Genomic DNA, 19,297 nt, shown 5'->3' with positions numbered 1-19,297 from the left:
CAAGCAGAGCGGCTAGTCGGTCAACTAATTGTCTGGAACTGGAACCCGGAAGTTCGCCGCGCCGAAAGGTGAATAAAGTATGGCATTTAGAATAGCTGGCTTGGAGCGCTCTGCCCATCGTCGGGAGTCCGGCATCGCGGGTAAGCCTGAGATGCCGGTTGACGGAGCCGCGCGATGAACGAGCAGATCCGCTTGCCCGATCTGTCCACCGACAAGGACTTCGACGGAGAGTCCTTCGCCCCCATCTACACCACGACGGTGGCTGTGAGTGGCGGGGTAGCGAGTCACGGGCGGGCATCGGGGAGGGCACTCTCGGACGACGGACTCTTGGATCTCAACCTGCGCATGCCTGCCGAACTGGGAGGAGACGGCCAGGGGACGAATCCCGAGCAGTTGTTCGCCGCCGGCTTCGCCGCCTGCTTCCACGGAGCACTGAGCCTGGTGGCACGACAGGCGGCTCTCGATCCTGCCGCGATCTCCGTGGACGCGACCGTGGCATTCGGGCGGGACCCGGAAGACGGCGGCTACTTGTTGTGCGTGGACCTGGTGGTCAAGTGGCCGGGCATCGATTCCGAGGTCGCCTCTCCGCTCCTGAAGAAGGCCGATTCGCTGTGCCCCTACGCGAGGATGGCCTGGCAGGGAACGCCGACGACCATCACCCTGGCTTCCTAGGCCCTGTCGTCACATTCCCGTCTACCCTACGACGCCGGGCAGGTCCACGATCGTCCGATGCCGATGAACACACGGCCGTCGGCCAAGGACACCGGCGCAGGTTGCCCAACTGCGTGCCGTTTTAGGCTGTTTACGTAGCCGTCGTGTGCAGCACGACAGCACACGACGGCTCTGCGCAACAACGCTCCGCTGCCGACCGGCATGGTGCAGGAGACGGGTGCCGAGCCCAGACGTGTCAGGAGTCTACGCGGGTGGGAACGGGTATCACCCATCGCCCGGTGATACCGGCTCCACAACGTATGCACGGAGCACCTGAGGTGCAGGGCCGCAGCGCGTTCGACGTCCTCAGGCCCGATACCGATGACTCGGGATTCGTCGCGCATGGCTCTCTTTCTCCGCGGTGGCGTTCGGGCCTGGTCCGTCTGTAAGACCAGGCCGTGCTGCGCGGTGTGACAGTCTCCGACCATCTTCGGTGGGCAGGTCTCGTTCACCCAGCCCCGGGCACCTGGCGGCGACGCCTCGCCCGGAGTCGTCCGGGCAATGTGTCACATGAGCGCGAGCCTTCCTGTCTTTGCAGTGAAGGGCGAGTCACTGCACCCCGCCGTAACCCGCCACCCCGCTTGGTGATCACCGGTCGCACAGCGGTGTACCTCCCCCGAAAGGAAGACTGATGAGCGCACGCACCGTGTCAGTAGAAGAAGGCCCGCGTCTCGCCCGCTCCATTACAGTCGGCCCTCACACGCTGACTGCGGACGAACCACAGCCCATCAGCACCGATACCGGCCCCACCCCCAAAGAGTTGCTCCTGGCCGCGCTCGGGTCGTGTACCTCCATGACCGTCCGGGCGTTCGCGGACCGGCACAGCTGGCCGCTCGACCATGTCGAGGTCGCAGTGCGGTTCGATGCGCAAGGGCAGATCGTCAAGAACGTCCAGTTGACCGGCGATCTGGAGCCCGACCACATAAGGCAACTGCTGGCGGTCGCCGGTCGCTGTCCTGTGCAACGTCTCCTGTCCAGGGAGGTCTCGATCGTCACGGTTCCCACTGTTCTGACGAGGCCTCGCGTATCCCGCAGCCGGACACTGCCGGAATGACCCCCGGAGTCAACCATGAGACGGGCCCTGGACGGCGTCTTGTCAGGACGGGAACCACAGGTCGGCGTCAGCAGCCTCTTCCTTGCGAATGCTGAAGACAGCGATGTCCTTCTTGTGTGAACTCCGCGGTGGCAACTGGGCGATCAGGCGGTGGTCGCCCTCAACGACGTACGGCTCGCTCTGCTGACCGGAGGACGTCTCGAAGTACTCGGCGTTGATGGTTGTGTACTGCGCCCAGTGCTGTGGGACGTCCTCTTCGTAGAAGATGGCCTCGACCGGGCAGACCGGCTCGCAAGCATGGCAGTCCACGCACTCCGCGGGGTTGATGTAGAGCGTCCGACCGCCCTCATAGATGCAGTCCACAGGGCACTCGGTGAGGCACGCTCTGTCCTTGACGTCGACGCAAGGCTCCGCAATCACGTACGTCATCTTCTCCCCCTCCGTCCGACGGAGATCATCAGCGGTCGGCCGGCTCACGACGGGCAGTCATCCGGCTGAAAGTATGACCATGACGCTCAAGATGTTGTGACAGTCGGCGTGTATCACGCCCGGGTGGTGGCGGAGTTGTCACAGTACGAAGGACTTCACGGTCCGATGGATGACCATTCCAACATGACTCGCAGCATGCGACATCTGAGATGAGGAACCCCATGAACACTTTCGTGATTGTCGGTGGCGGTCTGGCCGCGGCCAAGGCGGCCGAGGCACTGCGCGAGCACGGCCACGACGGCCCGCTCGTCATCATCGGCGACGAGAGTGAGAAGCCCTACATCCGGCCGCCCCTGTCCAAGGGCTACCTGCTGGGCAAGGAGGAGCGCGACTCGATCTTCGTGCACCCTGATGACTGGTACAGGGAGCACAACGTCGAACTGATGCTGGACACCTATGCGCGCACGGTCGACATTCGGGCACGGCAGGTGCACCTGGACGACGGACGTCAGGTCTCCTACACCAAGCTGCTCCTGGCCACCGGCTCGTCCCCACGTCGTCTGACCGTCCCCGGAGCGGACCTCGACAACGTTCTGTATCTGCGCCGTGTGGGAGACAGCGAACGGCTCAAGTCCGCCTTCACCGCAGGGGCGAAGATCGTCGTGATCGGTGCAGGATGGATCGGTCTCGAGACCGCCGCGGCCGCCCGGATGGCCGGCGCCGAGGTAACTGTGCTCGAGCACTCGGAGCTTCCCCTGCTGAAGGTACTCGGGCGCGAAGCGGCCGAAGTGTTCGCCGCTCTCCATACTGATCACGGAGTCCATCTGCTGCCCAACGTGCAGGTGGAGTCCCTCACCGGAACGCACGGCCGGGTGGACGGGGTGCGGCTCGCCGACGGCAGACACCTCGCCGCGGATGCCGTGGTCGTGGGCATCGGCATCACCCCCAACGTCCAACTGGCCCAGGAGGCGGGCCTGGACGTGCAGAACGGCATCGTCACCGACGAGCATCTGCGGACTTCAGCAGCCGACATCTACGCCGCAGGCGATGTCGCCAACGCGTACCACCCGCTGCTCGGCCGCCACCTCCGGGTCGAGCACTGGGCCAACGCATTGCATCAGCCGGAGGTGGCGGCGCTCAGCATGCTCGGCAAGGACGCTGTCTACGACAGGCTGCCGTACTTCTACACCGATCAGTACGACCTCGGAATGGAGTACACGGGTTACACGGAACCAGGGGGCTACGACCGCGTGGTGTTCCGCGGTGAGCCGTCCGAACGGCGGTTCATCGCGTTCTGGATGGCGGGGAACCGGGTGCTGGCAGGCATGAACGTCAACGTGTGGGATGTCATTGACCCGATCCGGTCCCTCATCACATCGGGCTCGGACATCGACGACGCACTTCTCGCCGACCCGGACGTACCCCTGGACCACATCCTGCCGTGACGTCGCGGCTCGGGCGAGAGCGGGCCGGACGCAGGTCGGCTCTCGCTCTCGTCGGCGTCGGCGGGCACTGCCCGCCACGGATTCACCGGCGCACCGGCACCGGAGGGCTGTCACAAATCCGGGGACGATCCGGTCGTAGTGGGTGACAACCCAGACGATCGGAGTGGACCGTGGCTATCGCCGAACAACATCTTTCCACCATGGTGCTGGTGATCGGCACCGGAGGCGCTGGGCTGCGAGCGGCAATCGAACTGGCTGAGTCCGGCATCGACGTCCTCGCGGTCGGCAAGCGACCCAAGGAGGACACCCATACGGCACTCGCTGCCGGGGGAATCAACGCGGCCCTGGCCACCATGGATCCCGAGGACAGCTGGCAGCAGCACGCGGCGGACACTCTCAAGGAGAGTTATCTGCTCGCCGACCCTCGCACCACCCAGATCGTCACTCAGGGAGCCGCCCAGGGCATCGGCGACCTGGAACGGTACGGCATGGCGTTCGCCAGGGAAGAGGACGGCCGTATCTCCCAGCGCTTCTTCGGCGCCCACAAGTTCCGGCGGACCGCCTTCGCCGGCGACTACACCGGTCTGGAGATCCAGCGCACGCTCATCAGGCGCGCGGATCAGCTCAAGATCCCCGTGCTCGACGGTGTCTACATCACCCGGCTCCTGGTGCATGACGGCGCTGTCTTCGGTGCCTACGGCTTCGACCTCGCGAATGGAAGGCGTTACCTGATCCACGCCGACGCCGTCATTCTTGCGGCGGGTGGCCATACCCGTATCTGGCGGCGCACGTCCTCGCGCCGCGACGAGAACACGGGTGACTCCTTCCGCCTTGCCGTGGAGGCCGGAGCCCGCCTGCGCGACGCTGAACTGGTCCAGTTCCACCCGTCCGGGATCATCGAGCCGGAGAACGCGGCCGGCACCCTGGTCAGCGAGGCCGCCCGGGGTGAAGGCGGGATCCTGCGCAACGCGCTCGGGGAACGGTTCATGAACCGCTACGACCCCGTCCGGATGGAACTGTCCACCCGCGACCGCGTGGCCCTGGCCGCCTACACGGAGATCAAGGAGGGGCGGGGGACCCCCAAGGGAGGCGTGTGGCTCGACGTCTCCCACCTGCCACGGCAGACGATCATGACGCGGCTCCCCCGCGTCTACCAGACTCTTCTGGACCTGCAGATGCTGGACATCACCCGCGAACCGATCGAGATCGCGCCCACCGCGCACTACTCGATGGGCGGGGTGTGGGTGCGTCCCGAGGACCACAGCACGGACGTCCGTGGCCTGTACGCCATCGGTGAGGCATCGAGCGGGCTGCACGGCGCCAACCGCCTCGGTGGGAACAGCCTCATAGAGCTGCTGGTCTTTGGCCGCATCACGGGCCAGGCAGCCGCCGCCTACTCGCAGTCACTGACGGCACAGCCGCGGTCGGCATCGGCAATAGCGCAGGCTCGCGCGGAAATCGACGATCTTCTCGCAGCCGACGGGCCGGAGAACGTGCGCGCCTTGCAACGTGCCATCCGCAACACCATGACCGAGCACGCGGGAGTCGTACGCGACGAAGAGGGCCTGGGCGCCGGACTGGCAGAGCTCGGTGCGATCGAGAAGAGGATGGAGAACGTCGGTATCCATCCCGACATCGCCGGCTACCAGGATCTCGCGCACGCCTTCGACCTCAAGTCCTCCGCTCTGGCAGCCCGGGCCACGCTCGAAGCAGCGCTTGAGCGTCGTGAGACCCGGGGCTGCCACAACCGCAGCGACTATCCGGACATGGATCCCGCTCTGCAGGTCAATCTCGTGTGGTCTCCGACGACGGGGATCACCCGCGAGAGCATTCCGGCCATCCCGGACGAGATTGCCTCTCTGATGCAGGAGGTCTCGACCCATGGAAAGCTCGTCGAATAACCCTTGTACAACCCTACGAGTCACGCCAAGGCGGCATGACCGTGTGCTCTGGTTCGAGCGCGCTAAGTGACCGCCGACGGGGTCGTGAGGCGAGCGAATGAACAGCCGCGCTGCCTCGTACAGCCGGGCTTCTGAGGGCCGCATCAAGAAATTTTCTCGATGGCGGCGAAACCCGTCACAAGTAGATCCACTGTCCTGTCACTTCTAGTGCAGACAGAATTTTTTCAGCAACGGCGAGCAACTCATCACAGGATGCGCGCCGCACCATGAAAACCTCCGAGAGGAATCCATTATGAAGGTCGTAGTGATCGGTGGAACCGGGCTCATCGGTTCGAAGCTGGTCGGCAAGCTCAACGAGAACGGTCACGAGGCGGTCGCGGCTTCGCCCAACACCGGCGTCAACACGCTGACGGGCGAGGGTCTGGCCGAGGTTCTGCAGGGTGCGTCGGTCGTGGTCGACGTGTCGAACTCCCCCTCGTGGTCGGACGAAGACGTCATGAACTTCTTCCGCACCTCCACGGCCAACCTCCTGAAGGCGGAGTCCGAGGCCGGCGTGACGCACCACGTGGCGCTGTCCGTGGTCGGCACCGACCGCCTGCAGGAGAGCGGGTACTTCCGTGCCAAGCAGGCCCAGGAAGAGCTGATCAAGGAGTCGGGCGTCCCGTACTCCATCGTCCACGCCACGCAGTTCTTCGAGTTCATGAAGGGGCTCGCGGACATCTCGACCGAGGGCGACACCGTGCTTCTGGCCCCCGTCAAGATCCAGCCCATCCACTCCGACGACGTGGCCGCCGCTGTCGGTCGCACTGCGGTCGGCGCCCCGGCCAACGGCGTGGTGGAGGTCGCCGGCCCCGACGTGTTCCAGCTCGACGAGCTCCTCCGTGAGGCACTCGCCAGCAAGAACGACCCCCGCACGGTCGTCACGGACCCGAAGGCCCCGTACGCCGGTGCCCAGCTGCAGGAGACCACGCTCCTGCCCGGTTCGGACGCGCACATCGCCGAGACCCGGTTCGCCGACTGGGTCGCGCAGCAGCAGTAAGCCCTGCGGGTGGCCCCTGCCGGAGCGCAGGGGCCACCCCTGCGCTCCGGCCGCAGGTTCACTCCACCGCATCACCGCACCATCGCATACGGCCACTGCCTTGGCCTTCCTTGCCAGGACGATCCGTTTCTTCATCTCTCGTGGGTCCAGGCTTCGACGTTCATGACCGGCAGCACTTCGCTCGAAAAGCAGCCCTGAATTCGACTGTACGGCCGCAGTGCACCGAAATTCGCCCCTATCTGAACTCCCCGCACGAAGGAACCGGCTCCCATGTTCAACCGCAAGGAAACAACTATTTCTCGTACAGCTCCCTTTGAAGGGCTGACCGGCGTCTACGCCATTGACCCGGTCCACAGCACGATCGGATTTTCCATCCGGCACGCCATGATCACCGACGTGCGTGGAAGATTCACCGCCTTCGAGGGGCTCCTCAAGCTCGATGGGCTCCATCCCGCCCGCTCCGAGGCCTATCTCAGTGTCCAGACCGGCAGTGTGGACACAGGGTTTCAGGAACGGGACGCGCACATCACCGGCCCGGACTTCCTCGACTCAGCGTCGTTCCCTCTCATGAGCTTCCGTTCCACCGGAATCGTCAATGCCGGAGACAACCGATTCCGCCTGTTGGGTTACCTCCGGATCAAGGACATCGAACTGCCCCTTCACATCGACCTCGAGTGCGGTGGAGCGAGCCGGGACGTCCATGGACAGAACCGTGTCGGCTTCGAGGGTACGGCCACCCTGAACCGCTCCGACTGGGGGCTTGGCTGGAACACGGCACTGGCGACAGGTGGGGTCCTGGTCAGCGACAAGGTGCAGTTGGTTCTCGGCGTCTCCGCTGTACAACTGGTCCAGAGAGAAGCCGCCTAGACCGGGAAGCGCCTGTCAGAGCATCAGCTGCCCGGCTCAGCGAGCGTGACATGCGCCGGCAGCACTTCTCACCGGGCACCCCTATGGGATGCCGCGCCACACCGTCTCCGCCCGGTCCCCGGCCGGGACAGGCCTTCCCACCCGGCACATGACTCCGTGGGGGCGCGACGCCCACATCCATCCGGTCTCTGCCGCAGAAGGACATACGATGAGCCGAGCCACTGAGATCCGAAGCGACATCGCAGCCACAGTCGTGTCGCTAGCCGCAGAAGCGACCGAGTTGGAGGCCCGTGTCAACGAGCTTCGCCGGCAACTCGTACACCTCACCGAGCGGATGAGAACCATCTCCGACGCTCTGCAGGAGCTTCCCCCCGTTCAGCGGCCGTAAGCCAGGAGACGCACTGGCCAGGGCCCGGTAGGTGCGGGTGTGAGCCAGGTGCAGGTCGACCAGGTCCGGGTATGGCACGCCCTCCCAGACGGACAGGGCGTCGATGTTCGATCACCCTGGCCTGGGATTGCGTTTCAGTCGTTCACCAGCAGGATTTTGCCGACGTGCCCGCCTGCCTCCATGAGACGGTGCGCTTCGGCGGCTTCCGCCATGGGCAACGTCTTGTCGGCAACCAGCTGCACCGATCCGTTCTCGATCATCGGCCAGACTTCCTTCTGGACTTCGGCGATGACTGCGGCCTTCTGCGCCGCGGACCGGGTGCGCAGGGTGGTGCCATGTACCGAAATGCGCTTGAACACCAGCTCGGCAAGGTTGAGTTGGCCTTCCAGACCGTTCTGCAGGCCGATGATGACCAACCGTCCGTCGGCGGCCAGGGTCGGGACGTTCCGTTCGAGGTACTGGCCGCCGATGACATCCAGGATCACGTCGTAGGGGCCGTACTCGGCGAAGTCCTGCCGGCGGTGGTCGATCGTCACATCAGCGCCCAACTCCCGCGCCCGGGTGGCCTTCTCAGGGCTGCCGACGGTGGTGACGACGTGGGCGCCCAGCGCCTTGGCGATCTGGATCGCCATGGTGCCGACCCCTCCGGCACCGCCGTGCATGAGGAAGGTCTCACCCTCCTTCAGTGCTGCGGTCATGACGATGTTCGACCACACCGTGGCGGCCGCCTCCGGCAGGCCCGCAGCCTCGACCAGTCCGATCGACTTGGGCACCGTCAGCAGCTGTCCTGCCGGGACGGAGACCTTCTGCGCGTAGCCGCCGCCTGTCAGCAGTGCGCAGACCTCATCGCCCACCTGCCAGCCGGATACGTTTTCGCCCAGGGCGCCGATGCGGCCGGAGACCTCCAGTCCCGGATACGGCGACGTTCCCGGCGGCACGGGGTACAGGCCCATCCGCTGCATGACATCCGCCCGGTTCAGGGCTGTGGCCACCACGTCGATGATGACTTCTCCGGACGCGGGCGTCGGATCCTCGACCTCGGTCCACTCGAGGACTTCCGGGCCGCCAGGCTCCTTGATCGACACTGCCTTCATGGCGCTCCGTTCACATGGGTGAAGTGAAGGACTCCTGGGACGTAGCGCTCTCGATATCGAGAGCGGGTCGGAGAACGCTTTATGTCCGATGGCCACCAGGAGCCAATGTTTACGGTACACACATTAGGTTCCGAAGTGTGCAGTGTCAACATCGCTGCGGATCGCCGCTCCAGGACTGCTCCACAGCGTGAGCCGCCCCTGCTCGAACGGACTTGCAGGCTTCGCCCGAGGGCAGAGCGGGCACGGGCGACGGAAGGGATCCCAGCACTCCGCGCAGCAGGGGCCGCGCCCAACCTCGCCGCGCAGTGCGGCGGCGACAGCCTCAACCCCATGAATGTCGCCGTTCGCGGATCTGGCGCGGCATCCCGTCGCCGCCATCGACGCGCGAGGTTGGTCGCCGACACGGAGAGGAGCGGCGGCACGAGAGGCCCGACAACGCCCGGCGGGTGCCGTGGTTCACCGGAGAACCGGATGTGTACACTGCGCACATCAACAGGCCGACGCGGGAGTATCTCTGTGCCGCTCATCTGTCTCGTCCGTCATGGTCAGGCGTCCTTCGGTGCGGAGGACTACGACGCCCTGTCCGACCTCGGCCGCGCCCAAGCCGTCGCGGTCGGACGGGAGTTGGCCCGCCGTGACCTGCGCGACCCGCACCTCGTATCGGGAACTCTCACCCGCCAACGCGACACGGCGCGCCTCATCGCGGAGACGGCCCGATTCAGGCAGCCTCTCCGCCAGGATCCGCGCTGGAACGAGTACGACCACCTCGCCCTGCTGGCCCGTTACGCACCCTCGGCGAGCCACACCCATGCCGTTCAGGATGTGCTCGATCGCGCGTTGCTGGCATGGATGGCGGAGCCCGGCGCGGTCGACGGCACGACCTGGGACTCCTTCGCCGAGGGGGCGGCGGCCGCTCAAGCCGAGTTGTCCGCCACGCTCGGGCGTGGCCGTGACGCGGTCGTCGTCACCTCTGGCGGCCTTCTCGCCGCGCTGTGCGGCACCTTGCTGCCGCTGCCGCCCGAGGGGGTCGTCGCGCTCAACCGTGTCACCGTCAACGCCTCCATCACGACGCTTGCGGTGGGCAGATCCGGGACCAGCCTGCTGACCTTCAACGATCACGCCCACTTCGCAGGTCACCAGCGTCGGCTGCTCACCTACCGCTGAGACCGCCTCTCCTGCCCGCCTGGGCGGCCCCGCGGTCATGCGCCGACTACGCCTTTGCCTGCTCCGGCGCCGCGGCCGCCGCTTTTGACGTCACCTGGGAGATGGCGATCAGCGCGGAAACGGCTGTACGGACCTGGTGGGCGACCACTTCGGGGGTGGAGGTGTCGAGCTTGCCGTCGAGGTGCAGGAAGGCCAGGCCGTGGACCAGGGCCCACACCGGGGTCGCCAGCGCCTCCGGGTCGGCGCCGGGGAAGACGCTGCGGACGAGGGCGCGGACGTACTCGGAGAGGGCGGCGGTCGCAGCGGCGCGTTCCTCGTTGCCGGGATCGCAGGGTTCGGCGAACATCACCCGGAACATCGCCGGGTGGTCGAGTGCGAAGCGGACGTAGGCGACGGCGACCGCGGCGAGGTCGTCAGGTGTCGCCGGCGAGGGACGGGCCGCGGACAGATATCCGGCGAGTTCCCGGTACCCCTCGGCGGCGACCGAGGAGACAAGTGCGTCGCGGTCCGCGTAGTGACGGTAGGGGGCCGTCGCCGACACACCGGCCCGCCGCGCGACCGCGCGCAGGGACAGTCCGGCGCTGCCGTCCTCCTCCAGTAGTTCCCGTGCAGCGCGCAGGCAGGCGGCGCGCAGATCGCCGTGGTGGTACGAGTCGCTCGCTTGTGGCATGGGACACCCTCTCTCATGTTTACACCGTGCACATTGATCGCCTAATGTGAACGGTGCAAACATTGTAGTCGATGAAGAGGAGAATCCGGATGGCCAGTGAGCTGTACTCACCGCTGCCCCTGCGCTCCGGGCAGGTATTGGGCAACCGGATCGCGAAGGCGGCCATGGAGGAGAACATGGCCGGCGACGGCCAGCTGCCCGACGGGCAGCTGTTGTCGCTGTACCGGCACTGGGCCACCGGCGGTGCCGGACTGCTGATCACCGGGAACGTCATGGTGCACGCCGAGGCGCTGACCGGTCCCGCCGGCGTCGTGCTCGACGACGCCGTCCCGCTGGAGCCGTTCACCGAATGGGCCACGGCCGGCAAGTCCGGCGGCGGAGCGATATGGATGCAGATCAATCACCCGGGCCGCCAGATCCAGGCGGACATGCCCGGAGTCGTATGGGGCCCGTCCGCGGTGGGAGTCGACCTGGGAAAGCACAGCAGCCGTTTCGGCCGCCCTGTCGCCATGACCCCCGAGCAGATCGAGACCACCGTGACGCGGTACGCGGTCACGGCCCACCGTGCCGAGAAGGCGGGGTTCGACGGTGTGGAGATCCACGCCGCGCACGGCTACCTGCTCTCGCAGTTCCTGTCCCCCCTGGTCAACCAGCGCACCGACCAGTGGGGCGGGTCCCTGGAGAACCGGGCCCGGATGCTGCTGGACGTCGTCCGCGCCGTGCGCGCCGCGGTCTCGCCGTCCTTCGCGGTCGCGGTGAAGCTCAACTCCGCCGACTTCCAGCGCGGCGGATTCGACGCCGACGACGCGCGACAGGTGATCGCGATGCTCGAACCGCTCGGCGTCGACCTGGTCGAACTCTCTGGCGGCAGTTACGAGAGTCCCGCGATGTCCGGCCGCCCCGCCGACGCGCGCACCCAGGCCCGTGAGGCGTACTTCCTGGACCTGGCCAGGGACCTGGTCACGACCAGCCCGCTGCCGCTGATGCTCACCGGCGGCATCACCCGGCGCGACACCGCCGAGACGGTCCTCGGCAGTGGCGTGGCGCTCGTCGGGATGGGCACCGCTCTCGCCCTCACCCCGAACCTGCCGGACCGCTGGCGCCACGACCGTGAGGCCGACCGGCAGCTGAGGCCGGTGACCTGGTCCGACAAGGCGCTGGCTTCCGCCGCGAGCATGGCGCAGGTCCGTCACCAGCTGCGCCGCATCGCCCGCGGAAGCCGCCCCAGGCCCAACACCCACCCCGCGTACGCCCTGCTCACCGAATGGCGCCGGCAGCGACAGGCACTGCGCCGCTACCGCGCGTGGCTCACCTCGCGGGAAACCACCACCGCGAGCCGCGCGTAGCCGATCCAGCGGACGAACCCGTACCCACCCCCGGCCGCGTCTGCCGCGCTCATCGCGAGGGGGAGCAGCGACTCGGGACTTTTGAACCGGTTCACGGCCCGCCCGACAGCGCGGCGGCGCGCGAACCCCTCCCCCGTGAAACTCCGGTGGCCATCCGCCGCGTGAAATCAAGCGCAGGCGGGTGGCCACTCTCGCTGTCCAAGTCCTCGGGGTCGTGGAGTTCCAGCGGCATCGGCCGAAAGTCCGCGAGCCGGAGCTTGCCGCGCCCCGCCCCCGCGCATCTGCACCTTCAACAAGGCGGCCGCCTACGCGCCCCGGGGTTCGGGCCGGTCTCCTCCTGCGGCGGGCGTCGGAGGCCGACCGGCCTGGACCGGCAGGGGAACGGTGGGCCACCGCCCAAGATGTGCCCGTCGGTGTCGTCTGCCGCATCGGTGGCGCTCCGCCATGCGGAGATGCACGTGCGGGCGGCGGCCGCAGCCCGCACGTGCATCGATGTGCTCGACCCCTGCGGTCCGGCACCACCGCCCTGCATTCCTGGACCTGGTCGGCCGGCGCCCGGTGTTGACTGCAACTTGATCGAAGCCGCGGTCGCCTGGTCTCCGGCACTTCAGCGAACGCCGACGGCCTTCAGGACCTTCAGGGCGCCGGTCAGCAGCGTGGCCCAGGTTTCGGGAGAGATCCCGGCCGGCGGGTAGAACCCTTGGATGCGCTGGTGGGCGACGGACTGGGCCTCGGTGTACTTGAGGATTCCGTCGGCACCGTGGCGGCGGCCGAGTCCGGAGTCGCCCATGCCGCCCATCGGTGCGTCGATGCTCCCCCACGCGGCGGCGAAAGCCTCATTGACGTTGACGGTGCCCGCGCGCACGCGGGCGGCCACGGCCCGGCCCTGGGCTCCGTCGCGGGTCCAGACGCTGGCGTTGAGGCCGTACGGCGTGGCGTTGGCCCGCGCGACCGCTTCATCGACGGTGCGGAAGGGGTGGACCGAGACGACGGGCCCGAAGGTCTCGTCGTCGTACAGCGTCATGTCGGGGGTGACGTCGGTGAGGATGGTCGGTTCGTAGAACAGCGGCCCCAGGTCCGGCCGCGCCCTACCGCCGGCGAGGACGGTGGCGCCCTTGGCGACGGCGTCGTCGACGTGTGCGGTGACAGTGTCCAGCTGGGACGGGGTGGTGAGGCTGCCGACGTCGATGCTGTAGTCGTAGGCGGCACCGATCTTGAGCTGCTGAGTACGGGCGACGAACGCGGCGATGAACCGGTCGCGGATGGACTCGGCCACGTACAGGCGCTCGATGGAGATACACAGCTGGCCGGTTGAGGGGAAGCACGCGGCGACCGCGCCGTCGGCGGCCTTTTCGATGTCCGCATCGTCGAGGACGATCATCGGGTTCTTGCCACCGAGCTCCAGGGACGCACCGATGAGGCGTTCGCCGGCATCGCGTGCGATCTTGCGTCCGCTGGCGGTGGAACCGGTGAACATCATGAAGTCGGCGTTGGCCATCAACGCACCGCCGATGGAGCTGCCCCGGCCCACCACCATCTGCCACACACCGGCCGGCAGGCCGGCCTCATGCATCAGGTCCACTGCCCACAGCGCGCTGAGGGCGGTCTGCGTGTCGGGCTTCTGGACGACGGCGTTACCCGCCATGAGGGCCGCGATGGCGTCGCCGGCAGCCATGCTCAGCGGATAGTTCCACGGGGAGACGATGGCGACGACACCCTTGGGATGGCGCAGCTCCGTGGTGTGGGTCAGCACCGGGATCGCGCCACGACGGCGCTTGGGCTCCAGGTACTTGGCGCCGTTGCGCGCGTAGTAGCGGGAAGTGATCGCCGTGTCCATCACTTCGAGGAACGCGTCGCGGCGGGTCTTGCCGTTCTCGGCCTGCATCAGATCCAGCGCCTCATCCTGGCGGGCCAGCACCAGGTCGTGGAACCGCAGCAGGATCCTCTTCCGCTGGCTCAGGGATATGGCGGCCCAGGCTTTCTGAGCGATGCGGGCACGTGCAAACGTGTCCTCGACGTCCGCGGGCGTCGAGACCGGCAGGTCCGCCAGCGAGACACCGGTGTAGGGGGCGGTGGTGGTGACCCGCGCGGCATCCGCTGCGGCAGCAACGCGCGCTGCCAGACGCTCGATCCGGGCCGGAGCCAGCGAGGCGGGCAAGCCGGTGCCGCGGGTGGTGGTGGTGGGAAGGGTGGCGTGGTCGGTGACCATGGCAGGGCTCCTTACTTCCGGCTCTGGACCGAGGTGGGGACCGGCATGTGCAGGGCGAGCTGTCCCTCGGTCACGACGTCGAGCTGGACCGTCCTGATCGGGCGGAGCGATCGCAGGTCATCTGCCATACGGCCCTCACCGACCTGGAGTTGGACGTCGCGTGGAAGCAGCGCGGTGCCGGACGACAGCACGTTGGTCTGGCTCAGCGTCGAGTGCCACGCGCCGTTGATCGACGTGTAGGAGGTGAGGGTTGAGACCCGCTCCCCGCTCGGGTACACGGTCTGCACCGGCGTGGCCGCCGAGAGGGACAGGTCCGTTCCGCCCGCGTCATTGGCCACCCGTGCGGTCGTCCGGCCGGCGTCGATGTCGACATCGAGGCCGGTGACCCACTTGGGGAAGCCGTAGCCGTCGTGGCCGCGCACCTGGGCGATCTCCGTGCTCACCGGTAGGGACAGCACATAGGAGTCGAGGCGCTCGTTCTTCAGGCCGGCGACGAGGTCGAAGAAGCCGAACCTGCCGTGCCGGGCGGGCTTCACGGCGATCCCGACGGCGGCCTCGGTGTAGAAGTCGATGTCGCACACCTCGTAGCTGAAGAACATCACCGAGACCAGCCCCACCCCCGGCGCGACCTCCAGCGGCGCCAGTTCCCCGGGCAGCCGGGCACGAATCGCGCGGGAGCGGGCGAGCATCGTCAGCCGGGCGGTCGAGATGCGGTAGTAGAAGTTCGGCGTCAGCGTCGGACCGATCGCCGAGTCGACCTTCGCCTTCGGCAGGCGCCGGAAGAAGTCCACTCCGCTGACGCGGGGATCACGGGCGACCGCGTCGAGATCAGTGTCCATCCGATAGCGGTCGTACAGACCCCCCTTGGGGACCCTGACCGTGCGGCCACCCAGGTCGACCTTGGTTGTTTCCTGCTGAGGCGATGACATCCGTGCAGCTCCCTCACTCACATGTTAGCAGTGCTCACATGAGGCCAACCAGCGATGTAAGCACCGTCAACACCCACTCGCCGAGAACCGCGGCAGCGACAACGGCGGCAGCAGCAGAGGTTCCGTCACGGCCGGCCGCGGAGCGACGGCCCAAAGACGGCTACCCGTACAGCCGACGGACGCCGCGAACCGGGAGGCGGCCGCACACATCGGGCCGTTCGCCCAGCAGCCAGGGAGCCTTGCGGCCGAAGCTGTTGAACTTCTCCTCAGTGTTCGACAGGCCCGTCATCCGGTATCCGGTATCCGGTATCCGGCGAACGGCGAACGGCCATGAGCCGTCCTCGTTCTCGGCCGCCGGCGTCGCGGCGGGCGCATGGCACAGCAGCGCCAGCGGCTTGCCCAAGCGCGGCACCTGCGTGAGCAGCGCCCCCGAGACCGGGTCGTAGGCCAGGTACCGGACGACCTCACGCAACTTCGACGGCATTCCCGCGGTGCGGGACATGCTCAGCCGGTCCAGCGTGGGGGCCTTGCGCCAGGGGTGGCGACGGTGATCTCCCACTCGGCTTCGGTGAAAATCTTGTGCGGCATCGCCAGTTCCTCACCTCAGAATCCCGAGGGGTGTTCCGTTCCGTCGTTCAGCGTCCAGTGATCGGCTGCGGACACGACGAAAAGAGCCTTGGTCATCTGCATGTCTCCCTCTGCGGTCTCCGACTGCCGTGCCGGCCAAGCGGGCATCCGCCGAGGTCTCGCGTGGAGTGTCCTCCAGCCGCCATCACGGGAAATGGACCTGAGCGGTCATCTCCGGCTTCGAGCAGGTCACCGTCGCCGACATCGCCAATGCGGCCGGCATCTCCCAACGCAACTTCGTCCGCTACGTACCGAGGTCACGTCCGCCCCGGCCTCGCGCAGCCTTGTTCGCGTACTGCTCGCCCTCGTCGCACAGTACGTCGGCCTCGTCGGTGATGAACAGGGTGGTGGGCAGTCCCCGGAGCTGGTCCAGGGAAGCGTGCAGCGGGGAGGCGTACACCTCGGTGCGCTGGGCGTCATCGGTGGTGTAGGCGTCCCAGAACCACCTCATGCCGTCGCGGGTGAGGTAGTAGCCCTCGGCGAACTGCAGAGAGGACGGGGTGTCGAAGTCGGCGTCGGCCACCGGGTGCAGCAGCACCGGGGCCCTGCGATCGACCCCGCCGCGCTCCTTGTTCATCAGCGCGAACACCGCTGACATACAGCCACCGACCGACTCGCCGGCGACCGCGATGCGCGAGGTGTCTCCGGGGGCGGCGTGCAGCGGCGACGCCTGCGCACCGACGGCACCACCCCAGCCACCACCCGACGGCCATCACCAGGACCCCGAGCAGCGCCGCCACCACGACGGCAACCAGCCACCGAGCAGCAGGACCTGGATGGCCTCTGGCAGAAGACCTTGGCCGCTCGCCAGGAGAGTTTGGCAGTGTGTCAGCGGTTCCCGGCCAAAGTCACTCCGCCGACCGCGCGGCAGACATACGGGTCGCGGAAGAGACTCGCCCTTGGCCGCGAGCGGGTCACCTGTCACGATCAAGCCGTGGTTAACCTTTCGAAGATCGTGAGGTCGGCGGACGTCCTCCTCGACCTGATGGGTGTGGCGATCGGCGCGATGCTGTTGCTGGTGGGCATCGCGACCTACCGAGACGGTGGATCCTTGGGCTGGCCCATAGCCGGATCAGTGCTGTTCCTGATCAACCTCTGGGTAGCCGGGCGTCGATTCGCCCGGCGTAGGAGGCCGACTCCATCGCCGTAACGGTACACAGGCAGTCGCCCGTCCCCCTACGTGCCCGATCGGGTGGCACCGGGCGGGAAATATCACGGGGGCCAGGCGCCGCAGCAGCCGCCGTACACGGTCTTCCTCCTCCTGCTCGTACGGTTCGTCGTCGACCGTGCGGCTTTCGAGCAGCTCGATGAACGCGCCTCGGAAGACGGCGATGTCGCGGCGGCAGGCACCGAGCAGTTCCAGGTTTTCCTCCATCAGCCGGCTGGCGAGCATGCCGAAGCGCGACAGGTACAGGCCGACGGTGTCGATCCGGTACTGATCGGCGATGTCGAGCAGCAGGTAGCCGATCAGCGGACACGCTTCGGCCTGGCAGAGTGTGCGGGTGTACCGGGTGCTCTTGAAGTCGATCAGCAGTCCGTCGACGGCGAGGTCGGTGTCCGCGACGCTCCAGGGGTCTGGACGCGGGTGGTTACCGCGGTCGCCGACCTGCAAGACCGCCCATCCCCAGACGCCGCTCCCCCCCCGCCCTGAGAGGTCGCCATGAATGACAGCGAGGAGCACATCACCAGCCTTGCGCGCTTCCCGAACTTGAAGAACGGGTGGTCGCGGCCTACGAAGCGCGCACCCTCGAGCAACTCCATGCCCTCTTGAGGGATCTGCCGAGCGAAGTTGAAATACCTGCGGCGTTCATCTACTGGCTCATCTCCCAACGCTCGGTACGTCGAAGGCACCCACGGCCGCAGGCCCTGGAAGGTGCTCGTGAAGATGGAGACCTTGGCTAAGACTTGTCCCGTAACCACTGTGCAGGGCGAGGCGACGTATCCGTGGGCGGAGATCGCTCAGTTGGCGGTCACGGCGATGTCCAGGAGTTGTTGGTGGAGTCCGGGGCGGGCGAACAGCGCGGCTCCGGTGTCGGTCCGGTACTGGCCGGTGAGGTCGCTGAAAGTGCCGCCGGCTTCTTGGACGATGGGGATCAGCGGGGCGATGTCCCAGGGGCCGGCTCCCAGGAGGAAGAAGGCGTCCAGCTGACCGGTCGCGACCAGGAGGGCGCCGTGGCAGGTGCCGGATCCGGCGGACGGTTTGCGAGGCGCTGGCGCGGTGGGATCCGCTGTGGTCCAGTCGAGCAGCGGTCGGACCTGCGAGACGCCCCGGGCCAGTCTCGCGGCCACGACTCGTTCCCGCTGGTTCAGTCTGGACGGAGGCGGCCAGATGCCGATGGCTGCGTTCTGGGCATTACCGCCTTCGATGAGGGCCAACCGGTGCGCCGGTGCGGCCGGGTTCGAGGGGCATGGCCCTGTCCAGGAGCCCGAGTCCGGCCTGGCCCACCACCGACGGCCCAGGGCAGGGGCGGAGACCATGCCCAGGGTGATGCGGCCGTCCTCCTCGACAGCGATCAGTGTGCTCCACTCCGGTTCGCCGGCGAGGAAGCTCGCGGTGCCGTCGATGGCGTCGATGATCCAGCGCCGTCTGCCGCGCCCATGGGCGCCGAACTCCTCACCGATGAACGCGTCGTCGGGATGCTCCTGGCGGATCAAGGAGCGAAGGACGATTTCGATCTCCCGGTCGGCGTCAGTGACGGGGCTCCCGTCGCTCTTGGTCCGGGATTCGATGGTGGCGGTCGAGAAGTAGCGTCGGGCGATGGCATCCGCCTGGTCGGCGAGGTGGTGCGCCAGTTCCAGGTCTGCCGGGTCCGTCACGAGGCTGCCCTTCCCACCGTGGTTCGCCGTTGAGGCTCCGGCGGGAGCGTGCAGGCGCGGTGAGATTATCAAGGCGTGGCTGCTGTGCTCACAGCGTCGGAGCCGTCCTGGATTTCCCCGTTCACCGGACTGAACCCACGCTGCTTTGCCCCTGACATTGCGCCAGTTCGCCCCAGCGTTCGGCATCTCAAAGTCCGCGGCTGGCCGAACAGTCGACCGCCTCGGTCCGCTGCTGGCGCTTCAGCCCCGCAAGCGGCTCCGCAAGGACACCGTGCTCATCGTGGACGGAACTCTGGTGCCCACCCGCGACCACACGGTGGCCGAGCGGTCCAAGAACTGTCGGTACTCCACCAACCATCAGGTCGTCGTCGACGCCGACACAGTCGCCTGGTCGTGGTGGTCGGCCGGCCACTGCCGGGCAACCGCCACGACCGCAAGCCTCCCCCACCCCAGCCCTACCGCCGGGGCAATCAACCCTGCCCTCGCGCAGCCAATTTCGAGTCAGATCCTCCGCGACTGCAGCCTCAGGGCGACGGAGTACACCACGCCATGCTCGGCATCGCGCGCCTGCACAACCTCGCCCTCATCGGATAGAGGGGCGGAGCTC

The 19,297-nt window shown here is 67.3% G+C and carries 14 protein-coding genes and 5 pseudogenes; 10 read left to right on the top strand and 9 right to left on the bottom strand.

The features are described from left to right. Positions 1-174 precede the first annotated feature (174 nt). Positions 175-672: an Ohr family peroxiredoxin gene (locus OG568_RS46860; RefSeq protein ID WP_329536028.1), complete on the top strand. Its 498-nt coding sequence runs from the start codon at positions 175-177 to the stop codon at positions 670-672. Between the two features lie 670 nt (positions 673-1,342). Further along, positions 1,343-1,765 carry an OsmC family protein gene (locus OG568_RS46855; RefSeq protein ID WP_329536027.1) on the top strand — a complete coding sequence of 141 codons (423 nt, stop codon included), beginning with the start codon at positions 1,343-1,345 and terminating at the stop codon, positions 1,763-1,765. A gap of 120 nt (positions 1,766-1,885) precedes the next feature. Here the strand turns inward: OG568_RS46855 and fdxA are convergent. After that, a pseudogene (gene fdxA / locus OG568_RS46850) lies at positions 1,886-2,194 on the bottom strand (ferredoxin); the annotation flags it as partial. 221 nt (positions 2,195-2,415) lie between these two features. Between fdxA and OG568_RS46845 the strand changes: the two are divergent. The 4 genes from OG568_RS46845 to OG568_RS46830 all read left to right on the top strand — a co-directional run bounded on the left by OG568_RS46845 (position 2,416) and on the right by OG568_RS46830 (position 7,446). After that, positions 2,416-3,639, top strand: coding sequence for an NAD(P)/FAD-dependent oxidoreductase (locus OG568_RS46845; RefSeq protein WP_329536026.1), 1,224 nt, complete (start codon positions 2,416-2,418; stop codon positions 3,637-3,639). Between the two features lie 200 nt (positions 3,640-3,839). Then, the gene (locus OG568_RS46840; protein WP_329536025.1) at positions 3,840-5,540 is read left to right on the top strand and encodes an L-aspartate oxidase; all 1,701 of its coding nucleotides are present in this window, start codon (positions 3,840-3,842) and stop codon (positions 5,538-5,540) included. A gap of 292 nt (positions 5,541-5,832) precedes the next feature. Then, complete coding sequence (locus tag OG568_RS46835) at positions 5,833-6,579, top strand: SDR family oxidoreductase (RefSeq protein WP_329536024.1); 747 nt, start codon at positions 5,833-5,835, stop codon at positions 6,577-6,579. 270 nt (positions 6,580-6,849) lie between these two features. Continuing rightward, positions 6,850-7,446 carry a YceI family protein gene (locus OG568_RS46830; protein ID WP_266419165.1) on the top strand — a complete coding sequence of 199 codons (597 nt, stop codon included), beginning with the start codon at positions 6,850-6,852 and terminating at the stop codon, positions 7,444-7,446. 522 nt (positions 7,447-7,968) lie between these two features. Here the strand turns inward: OG568_RS46830 and OG568_RS46825 are convergent. Beyond that, positions 7,969-8,928 carry an NAD(P)H-quinone oxidoreductase gene (locus tag OG568_RS46825; RefSeq protein ID WP_329536639.1) on the bottom strand — a complete coding sequence of 320 codons (960 nt, stop codon included), beginning with the start codon at positions 8,926-8,928 and terminating at the stop codon, positions 7,969-7,971. Positions 8,929-9,444: 516 nt separating this feature from the next. Between OG568_RS46825 and OG568_RS46820 the strand changes: the two genes are divergently transcribed. Then, entirely contained in the window at positions 9,445-10,092 is a 648-nt protein-coding gene (locus OG568_RS46820) for a histidine phosphatase family protein (protein ID WP_329536023.1), read from the top strand. 46 nt (positions 10,093-10,138) lie between these two features. Here OG568_RS46820 and OG568_RS46815 read toward each other — a convergent pair whose 3' ends face one another. Further along, complete coding sequence (locus tag OG568_RS46815; protein ID WP_329536022.1) at positions 10,139-10,762, bottom strand: TetR/AcrR family transcriptional regulator; 624 nt, start codon at positions 10,760-10,762, stop codon at positions 10,139-10,141. An 89-nt stretch (positions 10,763-10,851) separates the two neighbouring features. Between OG568_RS46815 and OG568_RS46810 the strand changes: the two genes are divergently transcribed. Continuing rightward, positions 10,852-12,108 (top strand): NADH:flavin oxidoreductase/NADH oxidase family protein, encoded by a 1,257-nt coding sequence (locus OG568_RS46810; RefSeq protein WP_329536021.1) that lies wholly within the window; start codon positions 10,852-10,854, stop codon positions 12,106-12,108. A gap of 607 nt (positions 12,109-12,715) precedes the next feature. On the opposite strand, the gene OG568_RS46805 is transcribed toward OG568_RS46810, so the two are convergent. The 5 genes and pseudogenes from OG568_RS46805 to OG568_RS46785 all read right to left on the bottom strand — a co-directional run bounded on the left by OG568_RS46805 (position 12,716) and on the right by OG568_RS46785 (position 17,485). Next, positions 12,716-14,317: a succinic semialdehyde dehydrogenase gene (locus OG568_RS46805; protein ID WP_329536020.1), complete on the bottom strand. Its 1,602-nt coding sequence runs from the start codon at positions 14,315-14,317 to the stop codon at positions 12,716-12,718. Positions 14,318-14,328: 11 nt separating this feature from the next. Further along, entirely contained in the window at positions 14,329-15,246 is a 918-nt protein-coding gene (locus OG568_RS46800; RefSeq protein ID WP_329536019.1) for an acetoacetate decarboxylase family protein, read from the bottom strand. Between the two features lie 214 nt (positions 15,247-15,460). Further along, positions 15,461-15,834, bottom strand: a pseudogene (locus tag OG568_RS46795) (type 1 glutamine amidotransferase domain-containing protein); the annotation flags it as partial. 285 nt (positions 15,835-16,119) lie between these two features. Beyond that, positions 16,120-16,516 (bottom strand): annotated as a pseudogene (locus OG568_RS46790) (alpha/beta hydrolase fold domain-containing protein); the annotation flags it as partial. 429 nt (positions 16,517-16,945) lie between these two features. Continuing rightward, entirely contained in the window at positions 16,946-17,485 is a 540-nt protein-coding gene (locus OG568_RS46785) for a hypothetical protein (RefSeq protein WP_329536018.1), read from the bottom strand. 98 nt (positions 17,486-17,583) lie between these two features. On the opposite strand from OG568_RS46785, the pseudogene OG568_RS61630 reads away from it, so the two are divergent. Then, positions 17,584-17,775: pseudogene (locus tag OG568_RS61630) on the top strand (hypothetical protein); the annotation flags it as partial. A gap of 57 nt (positions 17,776-17,832) precedes the next feature. On the opposite strand, the gene OG568_RS46780 reads toward OG568_RS61630, so the two are convergent. Further along, positions 17,833-18,690 carry an inositol monophosphatase family protein gene (locus OG568_RS46780; RefSeq protein WP_329536017.1) on the bottom strand — a complete coding sequence of 286 codons (858 nt, stop codon included), beginning with the start codon at positions 18,688-18,690 and terminating at the stop codon, positions 17,833-17,835. 151 nt (positions 18,691-18,841) lie between these two features. Between OG568_RS46780 and OG568_RS61625 the strand changes: the two are divergent. Further along, positions 18,842-19,284: pseudogene (locus tag OG568_RS61625) on the top strand (transposase); the annotation flags it as partial. Between the last annotated feature and the right edge of the window lie 13 nt (positions 19,285-19,297).

It is taken from the genome of Streptomyces sp. NBC_01450 (assembly GCF_036227505.1).
Lineage (GTDB): Bacteria > Actinomycetota > Actinomycetes > Streptomycetales > Streptomycetaceae > Streptomyces.
Note: the sequence above shows the minus strand (reverse complement) of the source record. Positions and strands in the feature narration are given on the sequence as shown.